We start from the raw sequence: 19161 nt of genomic DNA, 5'->3' as shown, positions 1-19161 counted from the left end.
GTCTAGCGCGGCCCTTGCCGGTTGATGACGATTTCGGTAATCCGGGTACCGGGTTCGATGTCGGCCTCCGTCAGGTCGCGCTTAGTACTGTTCACGTCGAGCCGGTACCGCAGCCCGTCCTTCGTGCCGTACACGCGGGCTTCTGTTTCGGAACCGTGAAAAGCTACTGCCCCCAGCCGTTCGATTAGTTCGGCGTAAGTCAGGCCGACGCGGATGCCCTTTTCGGTCACGACCGTCGGGGCGGTGAGGATTATGTCGCCGATTCGTGATTTAGCGGTTGGGTCGGGCAGCAGGTAGCCCAGTTCATCGCCTTCGGCCCCGTCGATGAAGTACACGTCAAAATCTCCCTCGCCGGTGCGAATACGGCCGGTGCGGAGGCCGTCGGCGTACTCGCCCAGGGGTTCGCCGGGTTTTAAGCCCAGGATGGCACCGTTGCTCATTAGGTAAGGATCTTCGGGGTCGACGTCGTAGATGTCCGTGTTGTCCTCGTTGGGGTTATCGATTTCCGGAGTCGTTCCCGTATCGACGCCCGCGCCGTCCTCCGCCAGTTCATTTGGGCGATTACCGCAGGTGCAGAGGAAAAACGACAGGAGCAGGGGAACGGTGGCGCGTACGACGTTCATCAATGGGTGGGTTTAGGACTTAAAAACGGTCGCCAAGTTGGACTTGTTCTACCCCACCGTCTTTACTCTTTCCTCTGTATTCTTTGCTCTTTGCTCAAAATCCCCGCACCGGCGACGCGATAGCTAGTCCCGTATTTTGTCGGGGCGGCCGCGCCCAAAAAAGAAAGGGCAACCGGTAAAAGTACCAGTTGCCCCGTCGGGTGCTATTGTGAGCCCAGCAGGTCTCGAACCTGCGACCGCCAGATTAGAAATCAGGTGCTCTATCCACTGAGCTATGGGCCCCGAATGCGGCGCGAAGTTACGGCGATTTATCGGACCGGCAACCCGCACCCAGATAAAACTGGGCTCTTCCCGAAAGTTGCGCCTACCGGCGTTTGACGTTAATAAATGTGTTGACGATGCCGTAGCTACCTAACTCCACGCCCCGCGGCTCGCGCGTCGCGACCGACATGGGGTACCGAAAAGTAATCTCCTCCTCGTCGTATTTCAGAATCGGCAGGTACATTCCACTGGCCATTTCTTGCGTGATGATGAGAAAGTTGCGGTCGGGCGAGAGCGCCCACATACCCGTCGTGAGCACTTCATCACCGGCCACGAAAATGAATTGGCCGTCCTGGTTGAAGGTAAAAGACAACTCACTCAGATCATCTCTACTCAAGATCCTACCCGCAAAAGATTCTTTAGCCACGTACTTCACGCTGGCGGAGTCGATCTCCGGGTACTCCCGGTCCATACTTTGGACTCCATCCGTCAGCCGATTGCCGAATTCTTCCGGAGAAACGTCACTGGGAACTACGCCCGGCACGGGTTCGAGTATGACTCGCTCCACCCGATGGGGCTCGAGCGTGCCGCTGTACGTTTCCATTTCTACTTCCCCCGCGTCCGTCCGGAAGATGCGGTAAGCTTTATTCCCCAAACCCAGCGTTTTACCGATATATACGTAAGCAAACGGGCCGTCGATGGGCGTTGGCCGGAAAGTTCCGAAACTCCCATCTGGAAAAGTACCGCCCGGGGTGAGCAGCGTGCGCTCGTTCCAGAATGCCGTCGGGACCGTGACGATGAACCCGTTCGAAAGGAAGTTGCCCCGCGTTCCCTCCACCACGACGTCGAAGTAGACCAGGGTTGCTTCCCCTTCCGCCGGCTGGTAACGGAATGTCTGGCCGGCTACCTCTTTGGCGACCAGCGGCGTACGCCCCGTAGGCTCGGGGGTGAAATAACGATTAACCGTGACCTGGCCTTTTTCCAGCAGATCGACGTTCAACACGCCTTCCGCCGGTTGGGAAAGTCTGACGGATTTTGCCAGCGTATCGCCGCCCCTTTGCGCATCGTAGCGGGGCACGCCGTTCATGCCCTGCATCTTCAGGCTGGTAAAAAATACCGTGTCCGCCGCGACGGTCAGCACGTCGCCCAGTTGCATGGGTTCGCGCGACGGCTCGGTGGTCACCGGGTTCTGCGTGGCGAAGGCCCAGGTGGTACCGACGAGCGGATCGACCGTAGGTTCTGATTGGCAAGCGGTAAAAAAGAGCGGGGGAAGCAAAAGCAGGAGTAGGCGCATAGATTAGGCGATGCAAACGGTCGCGAAAATGGTGCGTCCGCCCTAAAAATTAGTTCCCAACCCAACCTGAATTAGCGCGGATTCTTCTTCCGACCAGCCCAGCAAAGCACTCAACGTAAACGAGCGGGAGGCCGGAATCACGTAAATGCCGCCACCGTACGCCGATTTAAATTCATTCGAACCGTCACCCCGCTGAATGATGCGCCCCTGGTCGTAAAAGGCCCGGATGCCCACCGCAAAGGGAACGACCCGACTACGTACCAGCGCGACGGGCGACCTAAACTCCGCGTTGTAGAAGAAGTAGCCATCCCCGACGAAGCGGTTGCGCTGGAAGCCCCGCAAACCGTTGCGCTGGCCCAGCGAGGGTAGCTCGTAAAACGGTGCGCGTCCGGAACTACGGGCGTACCCCGTCCGGAAACTTACCGATATCGGGAAGCGGCGGGTACTGATGTGAATCTCCGCGGCTACCTTACTGACGCCGAAGTCAACGGCGTTTTTCCGCCCGAACGCCTGCTTGTGGCTAGCCTCCACCATCACGCCCTTCGACGGGAACACGGCGTGGTCCCGCAGATCGAGCCGGAACTCCGGGCGCACGTAGCCAAAGACGAAGTCGCCGTCACCGTAAAAGCGCGTGCCGTCCTCCGGGTCGAGAATGGTTCCTTCGCGGTTGGTGATCTTGTTGTTTTGGTAACCCAGCATCAAGTTGAAGTAGCTGCGTTTGGCGTAGCGCCGGCGGAGGCCGCCCTCGACGGAAAAGTGGTCGAGGCTAACGAGGTTGAAGTCGTTACGCACGACGTCCGGAACCTTAACGGTATTATTTCCCAGGCCGAAAAAGAAGTTGTAGAAGTCCGGGCGCCCGACGCGCGTCCCCAAGATCAGATCGGCGTAACGGATGACCTGACCGAACTCCGCACTCGCCTCCAGGGCGGCGTTACCAACCGTGCTGCCCTCGACGTAGAAACGGTAGCGGGAACTAAAGTCGCGCCGCAAATAATTGCGCCGGGTGTGCAAAATACCGGCCCCCAACTGGACGCCGTTGAAGCTATTGTACCCGCCCGAAATGACGGGGGCGGTGGTATTGTACTCAAAGTCCGTCCGGTTGTAGTAGTAAGCTTCGTCGTGCCAGGTTTTGACGTAGCGGACGCCGTCGTCGCTACTTTCCGGAGCGAGTGATTTATCGTAAACCAATACTTTTCGGGGGCGCTCGCCTTCGGAGGTCACCAGGTCATCGCCCTCCCCACCAATTACGCGGACACGGATTTTCTGGCCGACCGGGCCCTTCGTTACGAAGCGGTCATCGTCGCCCAGTCCGTAGATTCTCACTTCTTTCGTCTCCGTCGGGAGGAAGGTTCGGTCGTACAGAATCTTACCTTCGCTCTTTCCCTTCAGGTCGGTACTCGTTACGTGCAGCGCACCGTTCGCTAATGCTTCAATCGTAAATTCTTCCTCGTCGTTCGTACCGATAATGTCGACCACGCCGGCGTGTAGTTCGTAGTAATCGGCGGCGTATGCCTGCAAATCGTCCCGGCGGCGTTTAAGTTTCTCGAGTATTTCGGCCTGTTGCGCGCGGTATTCCGAACCAAACTTTGCACCCGCGTCCGCGCCCAAATTATTATCGGTCGGTGCTCCGGTAGCCGAAGGGGCGGGTGCGGGGATTTGACCGACGGCATTCGCCAGTACCTCATCCGTGAGACTAGCCTGAATGAGTGCGGCCTGCTTCCGAAATTCATCCCTACCGAGGGGGCTGAGCAGCAGCCGGTCCATGTGCCGGGCCTGATGGGTGAGGCTACGCACGTCTGGGTTATTATATCCAAAATTCTCTAAGTTTGGCACCGCCCAGCGCCGGGAGGCGATCCAGGGGAAAACTCCGTCCATCCGGGAAAAGGCGTTATCTCGGTCCCGCGGAATGGGCCGGATGCGTTCCTCCTCCCCCACGTCGAACTGGGCCCACTTCCAGTTGTCCTCGTGCTTGCTCCAGTCACCGACGAGCATGTCGAACAGCCGTGCGCGCAGAAATTCTTCGTGATTGATGAGGACTTCCTGATCGTCGTACCGCTCGCGAAAGAGCTCGAAGCTTTTCAGGACGTCGTCCGCCCCGAACGTCCCCGGCCGGTCTTTCTTCTTTTTCTCACCCTGGGGGCTGATTTCCAAGGTTCCCAGGAGATCGCCAAAAACGGGATTATACTCCCCCAACGTACGCCCGGGCGCCAGTAAGTAGGGCTTCGGCGAAGCGTGGAGAATATTTAATTCGTCCAAAAGTGGTGCGATGATTAAGCCACCGTAGGGATAGCCGCTGCTCGTTTGGTCACGGATGGCTTCGCCCACCAATGTATTGCGAATTTCGTAGTTGAAAGTTCCCGAAGGGTCCTTGTCCACCGAGCGAAAAACGTAAGCCTCACCGTTGTCCGCCCGCAGTTTCAAGGAAGTCGTCTGTCGCCCACCGCCCTGCCGAATGGGTTCGAGGCCGAGCGGATTGCTCGCCAAATCCAGCACCGGGTACGCCACGGGCGTCGTCCAGGAATCCCGGTAGTGCGCACCGAGCCAGAACGAGCCGAAGCCCGAGCGTTCGTACTGGGGCCCGGCGGCGGCGGCAACCGTCGTTACTCCTACGGGCTTATCGTATTGCACCATGGCTGCTTCCGCTAATTCACACGGGGGAAAGGCTGGGTTGACGTCAAACGTGTCCTTGGCGGTCGAGCAAGGTGCGTGGTAAATTGTTTCCGTCGCTTCCGTCGACCCGTCGACCCTGACGTAACGGTAGGTCACTTCTCCGTCTTCGGCGTAAAACAGTTCAGCGAACCCGGCTTCCTGGCTGGTGTGGCGAGCTGGTTTGTGCTTGGCCACCCAGCGCCCCGCGGCGGGCGCGCCGGCGTTCAGGATGTAGTTACGACCGAAGCCCAGTAGTTGCTCGCTTTTGTCCTGCGCGCCGATAAACATCAGGCCCTCGAATTGGCTGTTGTAGTCTTTAATCTTATCCGCGTAGTTGGCAAAGCGGACGTTGGTTAGTTCTTCCGCCGTACCGATGTTCTGGCGGAAAGAAAGCCGGATGCTGCCGATGATCGGCGGAATGAAGTGATCGCGCGCGGGGAATTTACCTCCGTAACGCCCCTGTGATTTGGGGGGATAATGGCCGGCAATGATGATGTTCTCATCCTGGTTCTCTTCGATGGTGCTCATGATCTCGTCGAGCGAGATGGAAGGATCGGAAAAATTGCAAGCCGCGTCGGACGGTACCGGTTTTTCGTAGGGGTGGTTCCACCACTGGGTGTTAACCATCATCAACCGCACGGTTGGGGAAAGCTGAGCGAACTCGGGCCCGGGGCAGCCCTTTGCGAGGGGCCAGTTAAGGTTTTTTAGATTTTGATCCAGCAGAAAATCTTCCAGGGCGCAGACGCAGGCCAGGCCATCTTTGCCTGATTTATCCCAGTCCCGGTCGCCCGGCAGGAGGTAAAAATCCGTCTCCGGGTTTCTTCGGATGAGGTCCAGTAAGGGTTGTAGGCTCGCGAATGCTGCGGTGGTGGTTGCATCCTCCTTGCGGTAACCAATCATGGCGTCCGAGCAGTCGGGGACGTAATCGCCCGCAAAGAGTACCGTGGCGGGCGTGCTTCCCGAACGAATCTCGCCGTCCAGCGCGGTAAAAAATTCCGGTTTAGCGTCGGCGGTGTTACCAGCTACGAGCAACCTGACCTGCGCGGGAAGAAAAAGTGGCAACAGCGTAAAAAGAAAAAGGGAAAGGTATTTAGTCATTGCTTGGCTGAGGTACTTAAGTCTCGGCTAAGGTAGCCAGGAGAAGGGGTTAAGCGTGGTGGCAAATTTGTCTATGGCGGTCATTTGTCAGCGGTCAGCATTTCACCGGGTAAATTAGTGGGGTAAGTGTGGGCTGACTAGCGGGACTTCAGTACGCCAGAATCACTTCAAAGCCGACGTAATCGCCCCGCCGGATGCCACCGATGCCGTTCTGCATGTTGTGCCAGCTCAGGCGACCGTCGGCGGGGAGGTCACCAATGTCGCCCGTCCGGCCGACGTAGTGCAGGCCGAGGCGAATCTTCCCCGGGTCGACGTGGTAGTTCACGCCAATGTCGTAGACCGTTTCCGTACCGCCGAAGAAACTAGTGGCCACGACGGTTGGGTACTCCACTGCGTCCGTTGTTCCTACGAATCCGTACACCATGGCGGTTGGTTCGAGGTAGCGCGGGCGGTCGGGGTCGTTGGTCGACATGACAAAGTTGTAGCCCGCACGAATGGCGTAAGTGGAACTGTTGTACCGGTCATCATTTTCAGCGCCGCGCATCATGCGGTGGTATTCGCCCTCTACGTGGAACATACCGTAGTTGGCTACGGCATCCACACCAAGCAAACCGATCCCGGCCGGAGCGGACTGCGTGCCGCCCTCCGTAGCCACGTTCAGGGCTACGGCAAAAGTATTTCTCCGACCAAAGCTGTTGGCGGCGGGCAATCCGTACGTCCACGTAGTGCTTTCCGCGTCACCGAACATAAAATTTACCCGGCCGACCAGCAGGCTACTCGTCTCCCGCCCCGCCGAGATTCCGCTGTTCTGCGCGTTAAAAACGCCGCCCCGGTAGTCCAGGTGGACCTTCTCCGCCAGCGGCACCAACCCCCCCAGGTAAACGCCACCCGTCCCGCCCGGCCCCGTGCCGACAAGATGCTGGCGAACGTACCACTGCGTCCAGCTTTTTTCAAAGCTACTCACCCCCAGTGCACCCGACATGCTCTCCCGGCCGATCGGTGGTCGCAAATAACCGCCGATCACGTAAAGCGCCTCGCTCGTCCGGCTAATTTTGTACTGCGCAAAAATATCCCAGATCTGCGCGTTCGGGAAACCGCCGTTATTTACGCCACCCACCGTGCCGGCCCGTTGATCGGTACCGACAAAATCCGCCGCTCCGAGAAACTTGATGAACAGACGGTCACCGATCTGCGCCGTCGATCCAAAGCGAAGGCGCCGGATCATGAAATTTAACCGGTCGTCGGTAGGCAGGTATGCATCCGTATCCGGGTCGTAATCTTCGTGACCCATCGTGTAGGTGCCCCACCCCTGCACGGCCAGAATTGGTTTCACCGTCCAGTCGTCGAACCAGTTTTTGGGAGCATTTTCTCCGGGCGTATCCTGCGCAAACAAAAGGCTGGGCAGGAGAAAAAGGCAGCTCATTAATAATCTTTGCATCAAAGGAATGTTGGTCGTTAGTGAGGGAAACAATTGAGCAACTACCGGGGGGGAATTGGTGTTCCGCAAAGTAGCATGTTCCGCAAAAAACGCCACTTCGCCTACCTGGTTCTCGTACCCCTGGTTGTGTTCTTGATTTACGCCGGTTACCGGGTGTATCCTTACTACAAAAACCAGCCGACGGATGCAGACCTTATCCACAGTTTCACCGACCTGAGTGCGGACGACATCACCCTCGGTTACGTGGAAGGCACTAGTCGTGACCTACGGTACCTCGAAATCGGTAGTCAGCCCGATAAACCGCTCCTCGTTTTCATTCACGGCTCTCCCTCCAGCAGCGTCTTCTGGGTGAAGATGATGCAGGACTCGGCACTACTTTCCCGCGCAAACCTACTGGCCATCGACCGACCCGGCTACGGAGGTAGTGGGCTCGGCAACGCCATGACTTCGGTCAGTGAACAGGCGGAGAACGTAGTCGAAGTGATCAGGGAAAAGATGAGCGGACCGGATCAGCCGGTTATCATTCACGGGAGTAGCTACGGCGGCACGGTGAGCGCGCGCATCGCGATGGATTTTCCGGACATTGTCGATGGTCTGCTGCTACAGTCCGCCAGCATGGCTCCGAACGAAGAGTATGTTTACTGGCTCAGCCACCCCACCAGTCACTGGCTGATCCGCTGGGCCCTACCGGCCGGCATCCGTACCGCTAACCAGGAGAAGTTAAACCACCAGCAACAACTGGAAGACATGGTGGACGAGTGGGACAACATCGACGCCTCCACGGTTATCATCCACGGCACGGACGACTGGCTCATCTACCCCCGCAACGCCTATTTCGCCTGCGGCCGCTTGACGAATGCCAGTAAACTGATCCACCACATGGTGGACGGTGGCCAGCACGACCTTATCTACCGAACGCCGGACCTCATCAAGGCATACCTAAACGAACTACTGGATGACGTTGCAACCGGCCGCGCGCCGGACTTAGACGCCGACGACAAGGAAAACTAGAGCACGGAACGGGAGCGGTACACCACGAACTTTTCGTTGTTCGCCACTTCCCGTACGTCGCCGAAGATGCGCTCCAGGTGGGTGGCGTAGTTGAGGTGCCCGTTAGCGACCACCACAAAGTGGCCGCCGAATTTCAGCACTTTAGCGGCTTCTTTGAACAGGGCCAGGGTCGGCGCAATCGCGTTGCGGTGCCCCTCGTGGAACGGTGGGTTCGTCACGACGAGGTCGACGGAGCCGGCGGGGATACCCGCGAAGTCGGACTGCCAACGGAGGTCGGCGTCTGCGGGGGCGTTCATACGGGCGGACTGAATGGCGACGTGCGAAGCATCCGTGCCGATCAGTTGTGCGTCGGGGTAGAAGTCGCGCCGTAGCTCACTGAGAATGACGCCGTTACCAACGCCGATGTCAAGAATTTTGGCGGGCTCGGGGAGACCCCGCAGTTGATCGCTGCTGGCCCAGGATTCCAGCAGGAACTGGGTTCCGTAGTCGATGTGGTTAGCGGAAAAGACCCCGTAGAACTGCCGGTAATTTTGCTCGCGGTAGGTCATTTCGTGGAGGAGGGGTGCCACATCCCCCTGCTTTTTCCAATCACTCAGCACCAGCGTCCGCGCCTTCTTGTAGGCACGAGACTGTTGCAAATTATTGGCGTAGCGGCCGGCAATCTCCAGAATTTTTGGCGTGAAATGGCGCGTCTGAAAGGCGACGGCCAGTTCTAGGTCAGGGTGTTGGTGGCGGGCGAGGTCGCTCAAATACCACTCAAAAAGATTAAGGTATTTGGGCAAATGCATAATCGCGAGGCGTGGCGTCCCGACTAAGTGCGGGACGGGTGCCAGCGTGGCCGATGGAGCCGGGAGCTCCGCCTCCGATAAACCGTTTTTCAGATAATTGGTGCGAAGGCGATCGTGGTGCACTATGTTGTCGGACACGAAAGTGACGCCCGGTCGCCCCGCGAGAACCGTCCCCAGCACCCCGTAGTGATCGTGGTAGATGACAAGCTCCCGCGTGGTGTCTTTTTCCTGCAACCAGTTAAGCAGCAACTCATCCGCCGGCTTTAACAAGGAAGCTAGATTAGTGCCGCCGAGGGCTTCGGCCGGAAAATCAAACTGGGTACCTTCAAATGAAACGCGCATCGCCCCAAGGTAAGGGACGACGCGCGTTTCGGGGCTCAATTAAAAATTTACTTCTCGGCGTACCAGTCCTCGATCAGGACCTTGACGGCCGGGGCCTTTTCCTTCACGAGTTTACGGAACTCTTCCAGGTCGCTAAAGCTACCGTCCTTATTGCGGTAGTGGTAAGGACGCACGAGACCCGGACGGAATTTGCTGACCAGATCGGCGGCCTTATCGACCGTCATCGTGTAGGGTTGATTCATGCAGACAAAGGCGACGTCGATGTTCCTCAATTCCTCCAGTTCCGGGGCGGGGCCGGTGTCACCGGAAAAGTAGATCCGCTCGCCGCCAAGTTCGATTACGTAGCCATTGAATTCGCCCTTGGTGTGAAACGGTGCGGCGGGGAAGTTATAGGCGGGGACGGCCATAATGCTGTTGCCTTTATAGTCCAGCGTATCGCCGTTGGCCATGGTCTGCTTGTCCGCCCAGTTAAGATTACCGATCTCATTCATGACGGCCTGAGGGGCCACGAGGGTAGCTTTACTCAGGTCGAGGCCGGCGAGGGTTGCCTTGTCCATGTGGTCGGAGTGGGTGTGGGTAATCAGCACCAGATCGGGCGCGGAATAGCTGGCGTAGCGCTCGGCGCCGTCGTAGGGGTCGATCAGGATGTCTAAACCAGCGTAGCGCATGGCAACGCTGCCGTGCACGATGGGTTCGATGTCGACGGGGCTGGCCTGGGCGTTGCCGGCGTTGGGGTTACCGGGGGTGGCGGTGATGCCATCGACCGTTTCGGGGGCTTGGTCCTGGCCGATGTTTTCGGAATCGGTGGGGCTGCCGCAGGCGGTGAAGATGGCCAGGCAGAGAAAAAGAAGGAAATGGACTTTCGTCGGATTTCGAGCGGGGAAGGTCATATTTGGTTGATTTGTCCTCCTAACCCGCTTTGGTTAGGACTGTTTAGGGGCGGGTGGTAAAAGTGTTGTCAGTCACGCATCGGATGTATCTTTTCTACATCGATGCTGCGCACCGACGTAGAAAAGATACATCCGATGAGGACTGACTTTGATTTATGTGGAGTTGTAAATGTCTAGCGACTTGAAAGATGATCACTCCCAACTAGACATAAAAAAAGCCCCGAACCGTAGGCGGGTTGGTTCGAGGCAGGTCGGACTGCGTCGTGAGACGGAGCCCTTTCTTAGCCTGAAGTAAATTCAGGCTGATCGTGCGTACGCCGCTGTCTACCAACGGCGTACTGTTTAAAATGGGGTGGAGGCGGCGAGATTCGAACTCGCGTCCAGCGAAAGCGCAAAGCAGCTTTCTACACGCTTATTAACCAGTTAGATTTTCGAGCCGAGGGGAAGATTGGTTACCCTCTAGTCCAAGGCCTTAAGTCTTTAATTTCGCCAACTGACTCAGACTAGGGTCAGCGACTATCTCCAAGAGGGTTGAAGACGGCTAGGTGTGTATGGAGACTCAACCATGCGGTCTGTGAAGCTAGGTAGACTAAACTTAATTAGGCTGCCATAGCGTAGCTGGGTGTGCCAACTAGAGTGTAATCGTTATTTTTTACGGAGTAACCAATCATGCTCCGGCGTGCTTACTACAAAGCTTACTCCCCTGTCGATTCCGGTACGCCCCCGTTAGGGCTCCGCGGTGGGTAGACTTGCGGACCTTCGGTGGGGTTAACGGATGGTGGGTGGGATTAGTTCTGGTGGGTGGGGTTATTGTTTTGGGTTTTTCAGAAATGGGGGGAGTAGGCGGTAGTCGGTAGGCGGTAGACTGGTAGTTGATCACTTGCGCCATAAGGGAAATTTACTTGCTGGAGAGCAATGCCTAAAAGTATCCTGCCTTTTTTTAGGTTAGCAGACGTATGGGACAATTACACGCTGTGAACTACTGTTAATAAGCAGAGACCCATTATAACCGCGCTATGATTATTTCTTGGAGAGAGTTATTCACCCTGTTGCTTTGCTTTGCGGGAATGATAGCGATAAAGGGGCAGGACTACCAAGTTGATTACGTAGCGGACATCAAGACGCTGTCGGGAAAGAGATGGTCCGGAGCTACCTCGCTAGTGTTTAACGATTCATCAGCTGCTTTTATCCATACAGATTGGCCGACCAAGAATGATTTATTTGAGCGCGACGGTAAATACCACACCGTCGTGGGTGATTCAGAAGGAATGAAAATATATACGAATTTAAAGAGTCGTGAGTTTCATCATAAGGACCATTATATGACCCCTGATAGTTGGAACTTCATTTTTATAGATAGTATTCCTCAAATCGACTGGACAATCACAGATGAGCAAAAATTCGTCTCCAATATGAACGTTATAAAGGCACGGGGAGCGTACGGAGGGCGCGATTATACCGCCTGGTTCGCACCGAGCTTCCCGGTGCCCTTCGGGCCCTACCATTTCGGCGGGCTGCCCGGGTTAATACTAGAGATCACCTCCGACGACGGACTCGTAACGTACACTTTCGATGGGTACCACGACAGAATACAGGATGAGCGTTTCACGGTGACTCCACCCGTTGATGGCAAATACGCGACTAAGGAAGAGTTTGAAAAGTTCATCATCTCTTCTCTGCTACACGTGGAAACGTTATCGACCAGTACCATGACCGTCACCCACGGTATTGCTCACCCCGACTACGTAATTATCAAAAACCGGTACACCACCATCAGAGATTATAAACGCGAACGTGGTTATTGATGATGATCCGTCTACCAATTATTCTGGCTTTTACCAGCTTCCTTAGCACCCGCGCCAGCGCCCAAACGCTCATCCAGGCGAATATTGTCAATAATGCCGGCGAAATCGTGCCCTCGGCGACCGTCCCTTTACAGATTTAAATTCTTTCAAATCGTAAAAATTTAGTTTTATAGTGAACTTAAAGGGGGGGGGGCATTACCATGTTGACAATTATGTCAAAGCGGCTAATTTCGCCTCCGTATGTACTAAAATGGCGTTCTAAATACTTTTCTTATGAAATTGTTACTTTTGCTTATCACCATGACGTTGTTTGGGTTCAAAGCTCCCGAGGCAGCAGTGGCCGTGGAGGCTACCGTTAAGGTTACGGTTCTCTTGCAGGATGGGACTACTTTTGAAGATTTAGTTTCTGAAAATGCCTTATTAATGAATGAATTTCTTCCAAACCACATCAATATAAATGATGTAGTTAGTTGCACTTCTGAGAGCGCTAATGGCGATGACGATTGTAGAATTACTGCTGCCACATGTCGTGAATCAGGAGCTGGATATTTGGCATGTATGTGCGCCGGCGGATATGCTTTAGCGTGTTAGGACTGAAGATGACATTGACTAAATTATGTGCTTAAACCATCTTTATCTTTGAAGTCATTATTCGTCTAATTCTTCATTGGTGGACTCTAGCCGAAGATATTAGTTATCGAACAGCGTGGGTGAACAAAACACACCCACGCTTTTACAAACTCCAATTAACAATGAAATCTTCATTAGTAGTTATTCTTCTACTTACAACATTATCGCCGACAAGAGGGCAAAATTATCAGGTCGACTACGTAGCGGATATAAAAACACTATCGGGAAAGAGGTGGTCGGGAGCCACTTCACTGGTATTCAATGATTCATCCGCTGCTTTTATCCATACGGATTGGCCGACCGAAAGTGATTTTTTTGAACGCAATGGTAAATTTCATACTGTCGAAGGCGATTCTGAGGGCATGAAGATATATACAAACTTAAATAGCGAAGAATTTCATCACAAGTCCAACTACAAAACTCCCGATGATTGGAACTTTATTTTCATCGACACTATACCCAAAATGGATTGGACCATAATGGGTGACCAGAAAATAATTTCCAAGATCGACGTTGTTGGAGCACGGGGAACGTACGGCGGCCGCGACTACACCGCCTGGTTCGCACCGAGCTTCCCGGTGCCCTTCGGGCCCTACCATTTCGGCGGGCTGCCCGGGTTAATACTAGAGATCACCTCCGACGACGGACTCGTAACGTACACTTTCGATGGGTACCACGACAGAATACAGGATGAGCGTTTCACGGTGACTCCACCCGTTGACGGCAAATACGCGACTAGGGAAGAGTTTGAAAAATTTGTTATCTTTTCTTTATTACGGGCGGAAGCACTATCGACCAGTACCATGACCGTCACCCACGGTATTGCTCACCCCGACTACGTAATTATTAAAAACCGGTACACCACCATCAGAGATTATAAACGCGAACGTGGTTATTGATGATGATCCGTCTACTAATTATCCTGGCTTTTACCAGCTTCCTTGGCACCCGCGCCAGCGCCCAAACGCTTATCCAGGCAAATATTGTCAATAGCGCCGGCGAAATCGTGCCCTCGGCAACCGTCACCATTCATTCCGTCAGTCCAGATTCAATGGTGGGCTGGGCCATTGCGGACGCGCGCGGCGAGTTCCAAAAATCAGTTGACTACGTCGGCGAGATCGAGATCAGGACGCGGTCGCTGGGGATGCGCTCGGATACCACTACGATCACCCTACCCTACCCAGAAGTCCTACTGATTAAACTCGTGGCGTCCGACACCGAGCTTCCACAGGCGACCGTCCGCACCAAGCGCGCGACCGTCTTCGAACGGGGAGACACCACTACCTTCAACGTGCGTGATTTTCGCGATTCGACGGACCGCAGGATCGAAGAGGTGTTGCGAAAGATACCGGGCGTCGACATCAAGGAAGATGGAGCCATCGAAGTCTACGGCCGGCCGCTCCACCGCCTCCTCGTGGAGGGTAGCGACCTGTTTGGCGCGGACTACCAACTCGGCTCCAAAAATCTTAACGCCCGCGACATCGGGCGGGTGGAAATCATTGAGCACTACGAGGACAACCCGGTATTGAAGTCCGTCAACAATTCCCAAGATATCGTACTGAATTTAAAACTGGAGGAAGACGTAAAAGCTGCACTGGCGGGAAGCATCATCGCGGGGCTGGGCTACGGGGAGGAAATTAAATACAGTGCCTACGCCAGCCTCTACCGAATCGGCCGCAAGAATAAAAGCATCTTCATCGGTGACTTAGACAATGTTGCCAGTGGCCTGGGTTTTCAGGGCATTGGCGCGAACTACGGTAACCAGCAAAGCGATGATCTTCGGCAACCAGTGATTGATCAGCAGGACTTGAACAGTCCGCCAACCATCGCCACCGCCGGGCTCTCGGCGGCCTATACGGATAACACCGACGTAGCTTTCGGAACGCTCCGCCACATCAGCCAGCTCTCCCGAAACTGGCGACTCACCTTCAGTGGTAGTACGGACCGCAAGCGATTGGCGCAGCGAACCTTCAACCAGCAGACTTACACGGCGGACGATAGCACGTACTTATTACAAAACACCCATAACTGGAACCGGCGCTCGGCGCGTCAGGAGGCGGAGATTATTCTGAACCGGATCTCACCGGATCAAAATACTTCGGTGGACATTTACGTAAGTGGTGCCAGCGCTAAGGACCGTTTTCGGGAGACCTTCGAGCGGCCGGGCGATACGGTCACGACTTCGCCCACGACCGCTTTCCGGCACTTTACGCTCCGTAGTCTGATTAGCCACGCTTTGCGGCCGGGCCTCGTCACCCAGCTAGAACTTTTTTACGGCGCGGGGGAGCAGCCAGTAGACTTTGTGGTTGAGTCGCCCGCGCTGGAAGCGGTCATAGCGGAGCAGGACATTAGTACTAATTACCGGATCAATCAGGCGACGTACGGGATCAAGAACCGCTGGCTGCTCACGCGGGGGCCGCAGCTTTATCGGGCGCAGGTTAACGCCGGGTCCGTCAGGCTCAACAAATTTGGGGCAGACCGCGATTACACCTCTTTTGATCTTGGTATTCAATCTAAGTTCAGCTCGAAAACTACTTTACGAACTTCGGCGGGCGGTGAGTACAGTCGATTTCTGCAAAACGTCAGTGCGCCAAACTTCATTTACCAACTCTCCGCCGACCTGGAGCATCGGTTATCAGCGGAGGAAGAACTGAACGGCACCATCTCAATCGGCACGCAGCAGCCTAATCTTACCCGGCAACTGACGACGTTCGGATATCTCTACGATGCTTTCCAGGTCGTGACCCCTGCCCCACCCATTGAGCTGGTGGGCGTTCGGTCGGCAAGTTTGACTTACTTACGCAAGGATTACCTGAAACTTACCCAGACGCTCATCCGCCTTAACGTGAGCGAACAACGCAACGCGGCGACCTTTACCGGCACTTTCCTTGACAATATTTCCCTGACGGAATATGGCTACGGGCAGGATCGACGTAGCGCCACGCTCAGTGGTCAGTACAGCAAGTTTATTACCGGGTTGAAATCTGATTTTAAGGCGCGGGCGGCGGTCGGGTATTCCCGGACGGGCGTGCGGATCGGGGAAGAGGAACAAGTGCTGCGCTTCCTGAGCCCATCGGCAAACCTGGACGGAGGCGTTTTACTATTCCGCCGCTGGCGCATAAAAGGACGGAGTGGTCTGAGCTTACGCCGCTTGATTTCGGACGGGGCGGCGTGGTTTACGGCCTGGAATAGTGAGGTTGAATCTGTCGTATCATTCAAAACGGGCAACTTTGCCACGGGCTTTTCTTACTTGCGGACTAGCGGACGGTCCGGGAGGCAGGTTGCGCGGGGCTTGTACCTGGGGGTTCGGCGCACCTTTCAGTTGGGTGACAACGACGTGCTATTCTCGGGGCGGCTTTACAACCCCTTCAATCAATCAAACTACGCTAGCCAGTTTGTGGGTGATATTTTTACTTTTACCGAATCGGTGCCGGCCCTGCCGCGCTACTTTTACTTTACCGTTGATTTTTCTTTGTGATTCCTCCTGCAACATCGGTGTCTATTAACCCTACAAGATTCATCAATGAGTAAATTACTCACCATACTTATCTTACTATTATTCTGGTCATTAGCTCCACTATCCGCTCAGAACTATGAAGTCACGTATAATGGATTTATCGGAACTAGGAACGGTACTTTCAGGACGGGAAAGACGGTTTTGCAATTTAACGATACCGCATCGGTCTATCTCTACCCCGACTGGCCGATCGAGGGCTGGATGTTCAGCGATGATGGAGGCGGCACATACCGTATTTTCCCCGATCAGGAACAATTCAGAACTTACACCAGCTTAACGATGAACGTTCAGTACGAGACGAATGAGTACAGTTCCATGAACGGAACTAATTTTGTGTTTACGCATGAGCTCAACAAAATTGATTGGTCCATTAGTGGGGATACGGTGGTTATTGGTGGCTATACTTCCTACCGTGCCGAGACGGACTTCGGAGGTCGACACTATACCGCTTATTTTTCTCCAGAGATTCCCGTCCCTTTCGGCCCTTATTTATTTGGTGGCCTGCCGGGTCTCATCATGGAGATGCAGTCCGACGATGGTCTAGTCGCTTATGCTTTTGAGTACCTCCGCCCCATTGATAACGGTGATAATATTCACCCTCCGACGCTGGCCAGGTACATCACGGATGAGGACTTCGAAAAGTACGTCATCGACCTTTTACTGAGTGTAGAGAATCTGTCAACAGAGAGCAGTACGACGACAAACGGCAACCCGCCGTCCAATCATGACATCATCAAAGACAGATGGACCATCGTGAAAGATTACAAAAGAGCTAGAGGCTATTGATTTACCCCCCCCCCGGCTGCTCGTCCCGCGCTTATTCTGCGCTAGCGATAACTTTGAAACACAAACCCGCCTTGACTTCTTCCGCTCGCCGGTAGTATCCAGTACGACAACTCAGCCGGTAATGCCACTTTAACTCTACTAACTAGGTGCTCGTAAAATCGCGCTATTTCCACTTTACGGTGGAATTTTCTTTATAACACCCTACTTCACCCGCGTCCGAAACATCTCTACCTCCCCCGAGAGTAAACTAAGATACCCTACCAATTCATCCCCCTGCACAATCGGTCCCACGCCCTCCGGCGTTCCCGTAAACAGCAGATCTCCTTTTTGCAAACGGAAGAACTGGCTCACGTAACAAATTAGGGTCTCGACGTTAAAGATCATGTTACGGGTACGACCGCGCTGCACTTCGTCGCCATTTTTCTCCAGCCGGAATGCGATGTCGTTCAGGTCTTCAAATTTATCCGGGGCGTAGAATTCCGCACCGATCGGCGCGGAGTTGTCGAAGCCTTTGGCAATTTCCCAGGGGTGGCCCTTCGCTTTGAGTTCCTGCTGGAGATCGCGGGCGGTCAGGTCGAGACCGAGGCCAATGGCACCGACGTAGTCGCGGGCAAATTCGGGCTGGACGTGGCGGCCGTTCTTGGCGATCTTGATGACCAGCTCGGTTTCATAATGAATATCCTTTGAGTATTCCGGGTAGTAAAACGGCTTGTTGTTCGGGAGGATGGCCGTGGGGGGCTTCATGAAAACCATTGGTTTTCCGGGAGGCTCGTTGCCTAGTTCGGCGGCGTGAGCGGCGTAGTTACGGCCGATGCAGAAAATTTTCATGGTGTCAATTTAGAGTTGGGCGCGGTCCCGATCCCTATCGGGAGTGCGAAGAAGAGGGTAAAGGAGCAGTGTTATGAGATAACCTAACGTATCTACTTAATCTAAGTGTCAGTAGACCAATATCTAATCACTCAGTTAGCGCAGTGTCTCGAAGCTTAGATCGGAAGCTGAATATTCAGTGCCCATTCGGTATTCTCCAGGTTGGTGGCAATGCGTCCGTTGATGTCATCGGTGTCAGCGGCTTGGAAAGCCTTACCCGTAATTTTTTCGTAAAGCTCGGTGTAGCGCTGGGTAACCAGGTTCACGAACTCATCCGGCATCTCCGGCATGGTTTGGCCTTCGAGGCCTTGGAAACCGTTGGCCATTAGCCATTCGCGGACAAATTCTTTGGAGAGCTGTGTCTGGCGTTCGCCATTTGCCTGGCGCTCGGCGTAGCCGTCCGCGTAGAAGTAACGGCTGGAGTCAGGCGTGTGAATTTCGTCAATGAGGTAAACTTCTCCGTTGAGGAGGCCGAATTCGTACTTAGTATCCACCAGAATCAGTCCACGCTCGGCGGCCATGGCCGTGCCCCGGGCGAAAAGACGACGGGTGTAGTCAGCGAGTTTTTCCCAGATCTTTTTAGTAAGAATACCGCGCTCGAGTAATTCCTCCCGGCTGATGTCTTCGTCGTGGCCTTCTTCGGCTTTGGTGGCCGGGGTGATGATGGGTTCCGGAAATTGGTCGTTCTCGCGCATTCCCCGCTCCAATTCCAATCCACACAGCACTGGCGTCCGCGCATTATCCTCAGCCGTTTTATAGGTCCGCCAGGCATGACCAACCAGATAACCGCGAATCACCATCTCCACCGGAATCGCCTCACAAGCCTTACCAATGGCGACGTTCGGATCGGGCGAAAGCTCCAACCAGTTCGGACAAATGTCCCGCGTAGCCTCCAAAAAATGCATGGCCGTCTGATTCAGAATCTGCCCTTTATGCGGAATGGCTCGTGGAAGCACGTGGTCAAAAGCCGAGATTCGATCACTGGCCACCATCAACAATTCACCACCTCGGCGATAGACATCCCGTACTTTTCCCCGGTAGAATTCGGCGGGTGGGTCGAAGGTAAAATCGGTTTGGCGCAGGGCTTTGGGCATGGGTCGGGATTGTCGCGTGAAGGTAAAGTATAGTCTTTGGTCTTTGGTCTGTGGTCTGCGGTCTTTAA

15 protein-coding genes, 1 tRNA gene and 1 other RNA gene are annotated in these 19161 nt (G+C 54.7%); 7 read left to right on the top strand and 10 right to left on the bottom strand.

What is annotated here, in order from left to right:
* Nucleotides 1-2: 2 nt before the first annotated feature.
* From GGR27_RS09370 to GGR27_RS09350, 5 genes are all read right to left on the bottom strand, one after another.
* Nucleotides 3-623 (bottom strand): hypothetical protein, encoded by a 621-nt coding sequence (locus tag GGR27_RS09370; protein WP_168037153.1) that lies wholly within the window; start codon nucleotides 621-623, stop codon nucleotides 3-5.
* Between the two features lie 209 nt (nucleotides 624-832).
* Nucleotides 833-905 (bottom strand) — tRNA-Arg (locus tag GGR27_RS09365).
* 82 nt (nucleotides 906-987) lie between these two features.
* Nucleotides 988-2178 (bottom strand): hypothetical protein, encoded by a 1191-nt coding sequence (locus GGR27_RS09360; RefSeq protein ID WP_168037152.1) that lies wholly within the window; start codon nucleotides 2176-2178, stop codon nucleotides 988-990.
* A 42-nt stretch (nucleotides 2179-2220) separates the two neighbouring features.
* Nucleotides 2221-5925 (bottom strand): BamA/TamA family outer membrane protein, encoded by a 3705-nt coding sequence (locus tag GGR27_RS09355; protein ID WP_168037151.1) that lies wholly within the window; start codon nucleotides 5923-5925, stop codon nucleotides 2221-2223.
* Between the two features lie 148 nt (nucleotides 5926-6073).
* Complete coding sequence (locus tag GGR27_RS09350; RefSeq protein WP_168037150.1) at nucleotides 6074-7363, bottom strand: hypothetical protein; 1290 nt, start codon at nucleotides 7361-7363, stop codon at nucleotides 6074-6076.
* Between the two features lie 75 nt (nucleotides 7364-7438).
* On the opposite strand from GGR27_RS09350, the gene GGR27_RS09345 reads away from it, so the two are divergent.
* Nucleotides 7439-8374, top strand: coding sequence for an alpha/beta fold hydrolase (locus tag GGR27_RS09345; protein ID WP_168037149.1), 936 nt, complete (start codon nucleotides 7439-7441; stop codon nucleotides 8372-8374).
* Here the strand turns inward: GGR27_RS09345 and GGR27_RS09340 are convergent.
* The 3 genes from GGR27_RS09340 to ssrA all read right to left on the bottom strand — a co-directional run bounded on the left by GGR27_RS09340 (nucleotide 8371) and on the right by ssrA (nucleotide 11119).
* Nucleotides 8371-9504 carry a class I SAM-dependent methyltransferase gene (locus GGR27_RS09340; RefSeq protein WP_168037148.1) on the bottom strand — a complete coding sequence of 378 codons (1134 nt, stop codon included), beginning with the start codon at nucleotides 9502-9504 and terminating at the stop codon, nucleotides 8371-8373. The genes GGR27_RS09345 and GGR27_RS09340 overlap by 4 nt on opposite strands.
* A gap of 47 nt (nucleotides 9505-9551) precedes the next feature.
* A complete protein-coding gene (locus GGR27_RS09335) occupies nucleotides 9552-10394 on the bottom strand; it encodes an MBL fold metallo-hydrolase (protein WP_168037147.1) in 843 nt (280 codons plus the stop codon).
* 350 nt (nucleotides 10395-10744) lie between these two features.
* Nucleotides 10745-11119: a transfer-messenger RNA gene (ssrA, locus tag GGR27_RS09330) on the bottom strand.
* 291 nt (nucleotides 11120-11410) lie between these two features.
* On the opposite strand from ssrA, the gene GGR27_RS09325 reads away from it, so the two are divergent.
* The 6 genes from GGR27_RS09325 to GGR27_RS09300 all read left to right on the top strand — a co-directional run bounded on the left by GGR27_RS09325 (nucleotide 11411) and on the right by GGR27_RS09300 (nucleotide 17132).
* On the top strand, nucleotides 11411-12199 hold the full coding sequence (locus GGR27_RS09325) for a GLPGLI family protein (protein WP_320060345.1): 789 nt from the start codon (nucleotides 11411-11413) through the stop codon (nucleotides 12197-12199).
* Nucleotides 12199-12339: a hypothetical protein gene (locus tag GGR27_RS09320; protein ID WP_168037145.1), complete on the top strand. Its 141-nt coding sequence runs from the start codon at nucleotides 12199-12201 to the stop codon at nucleotides 12337-12339. Before GGR27_RS09325 ends, GGR27_RS09320 begins: the two co-directional genes overlap by 1 nt.
* 133 nt (nucleotides 12340-12472) lie before the next feature.
* Nucleotides 12473-12790 (top strand): hypothetical protein, encoded by a 318-nt coding sequence (locus tag GGR27_RS09315; protein WP_168037144.1) that lies wholly within the window; start codon nucleotides 12473-12475, stop codon nucleotides 12788-12790.
* 161 nt (nucleotides 12791-12951) lie between these two features.
* Nucleotides 12952-13728: a GLPGLI family protein gene (locus GGR27_RS09310; protein ID WP_168037143.1), complete on the top strand. Its 777-nt coding sequence runs from the start codon at nucleotides 12952-12954 to the stop codon at nucleotides 13726-13728.
* The gene (locus GGR27_RS09305; protein WP_168037142.1) at nucleotides 13728-16307 is read left to right on the top strand and encodes a hypothetical protein; all 2580 of its coding nucleotides are present in this window, start codon (nucleotides 13728-13730) and stop codon (nucleotides 16305-16307) included. The genes GGR27_RS09310 and GGR27_RS09305 overlap by 1 nt, the downstream gene beginning before the upstream one ends.
* A 45-nt stretch (nucleotides 16308-16352) precedes the next feature.
* Entirely contained in the window at nucleotides 16353-17132 is a 780-nt protein-coding gene (locus GGR27_RS09300; protein WP_168037141.1) for a GLPGLI family protein, read from the top strand.
* Nucleotides 17133-17333: 201 nt separating this feature from the next.
* Here the strand turns inward: GGR27_RS09300 and GGR27_RS09295 are convergent, their stop codons facing one another.
* Nucleotides 17334-17960, bottom strand: coding sequence for a fumarylacetoacetate hydrolase family protein (locus tag GGR27_RS09295; protein WP_168037140.1), 627 nt, complete (start codon nucleotides 17958-17960; stop codon nucleotides 17334-17336).
* 155 nt (nucleotides 17961-18115) lie between these two features.
* The gene (locus GGR27_RS09290; RefSeq protein WP_168037139.1) at nucleotides 18116-19093 is read right to left on the bottom strand and encodes a phosphoribosylaminoimidazolesuccinocarboxamide synthase; all 978 of its coding nucleotides are present in this window, start codon (nucleotides 19091-19093) and stop codon (nucleotides 18116-18118) included.
* Between the last annotated feature and the right edge of the window lie 68 nt (nucleotides 19094-19161).

The sequence above is a fragment of the Neolewinella antarctica genome, from assembly GCF_011927835.1.
Classification (GTDB): domain Bacteria; phylum Bacteroidota; class Bacteroidia; order Chitinophagales; family Saprospiraceae; genus Neolewinella; species Neolewinella antarctica.
This window is presented reverse-complemented; position numbering and strand designations above follow the sequence as displayed.

Bases quoted from the DNA above. Each gene is read 5' to 3' on its own strand.
- GGR27_RS09335 (WP_168037147.1), bottom strand. From the start codon at position 10,394: ATGACCTTCCCCGCTCGAAATCCGACGAAAGTCCATTTCCTTCTTTTT.
- GGR27_RS09315 (WP_168037144.1), top strand. From the start codon at position 12,473: ATGAAATTGTTACTTTTGCTTATCACCATGACGTTGTTTGGGTTCAAA.
- GGR27_RS09345 (WP_168037149.1), top strand. From the start codon at position 7,439: ATGTTCCGCAAAAAACGCCACTTCGCCTACCTGGTTCTCGTACCCCTG.
- GGR27_RS09295 (WP_168037140.1), bottom strand. From the start codon at position 17,960: ATGAAAATTTTCTGCATCGGCCGTAACTACGCCGCTCACGCCGCCGAA.
- GGR27_RS09340 (WP_168037148.1), bottom strand. From the start codon at position 9,504: ATGCGCGTTTCATTTGAAGGTACCCAGTTTGATTTTCCGGCCGAAGCC.
- GGR27_RS09350 (WP_168037150.1), bottom strand. From the start codon at position 7,363: ATGCAAAGATTATTAATGAGCTGCCTTTTTCTCCTGCCCAGCCTTTTG.
- GGR27_RS09305 (WP_168037142.1), top strand. From the start codon at position 13,728: ATGATGATCCGTCTACTAATTATCCTGGCTTTTACCAGCTTCCTTGGC.
- GGR27_RS09360 (WP_168037152.1), bottom strand. From the start codon at position 2,178: ATGCGCCTACTCCTGCTTTTGCTTCCCCCGCTCTTTTTTACCGCTTGC.
- GGR27_RS09355 (WP_168037151.1), bottom strand. From the start codon at position 5,925: ATGACTAAATACCTTTCCCTTTTTCTTTTTACGCTGTTGCCACTTTTT.
- GGR27_RS09300 (WP_168037141.1), top strand. From the start codon at position 16,353: ATGAGTAAATTACTCACCATACTTATCTTACTATTATTCTGGTCATTA.
- GGR27_RS09310 (WP_168037143.1), top strand. From the start codon at position 12,952: ATGAAATCTTCATTAGTAGTTATTCTTCTACTTACAACATTATCGCCG.
- GGR27_RS09320 (WP_168037145.1), top strand. From the start codon at position 12,199: ATGATGATCCGTCTACCAATTATTCTGGCTTTTACCAGCTTCCTTAGC.
- GGR27_RS09325 (WP_320060345.1), top strand. From the start codon at position 11,411: ATGATTATTTCTTGGAGAGAGTTATTCACCCTGTTGCTTTGCTTTGCG.
- GGR27_RS09370 (WP_168037153.1), bottom strand. From the start codon at position 623: ATGAACGTCGTACGCGCCACCGTTCCCCTGCTCCTGTCGTTTTTCCTC.
- GGR27_RS09290 (WP_168037139.1), bottom strand. From the start codon at position 19,093: ATGCCCAAAGCCCTGCGCCAAACCGATTTTACCTTCGACCCACCCGCC.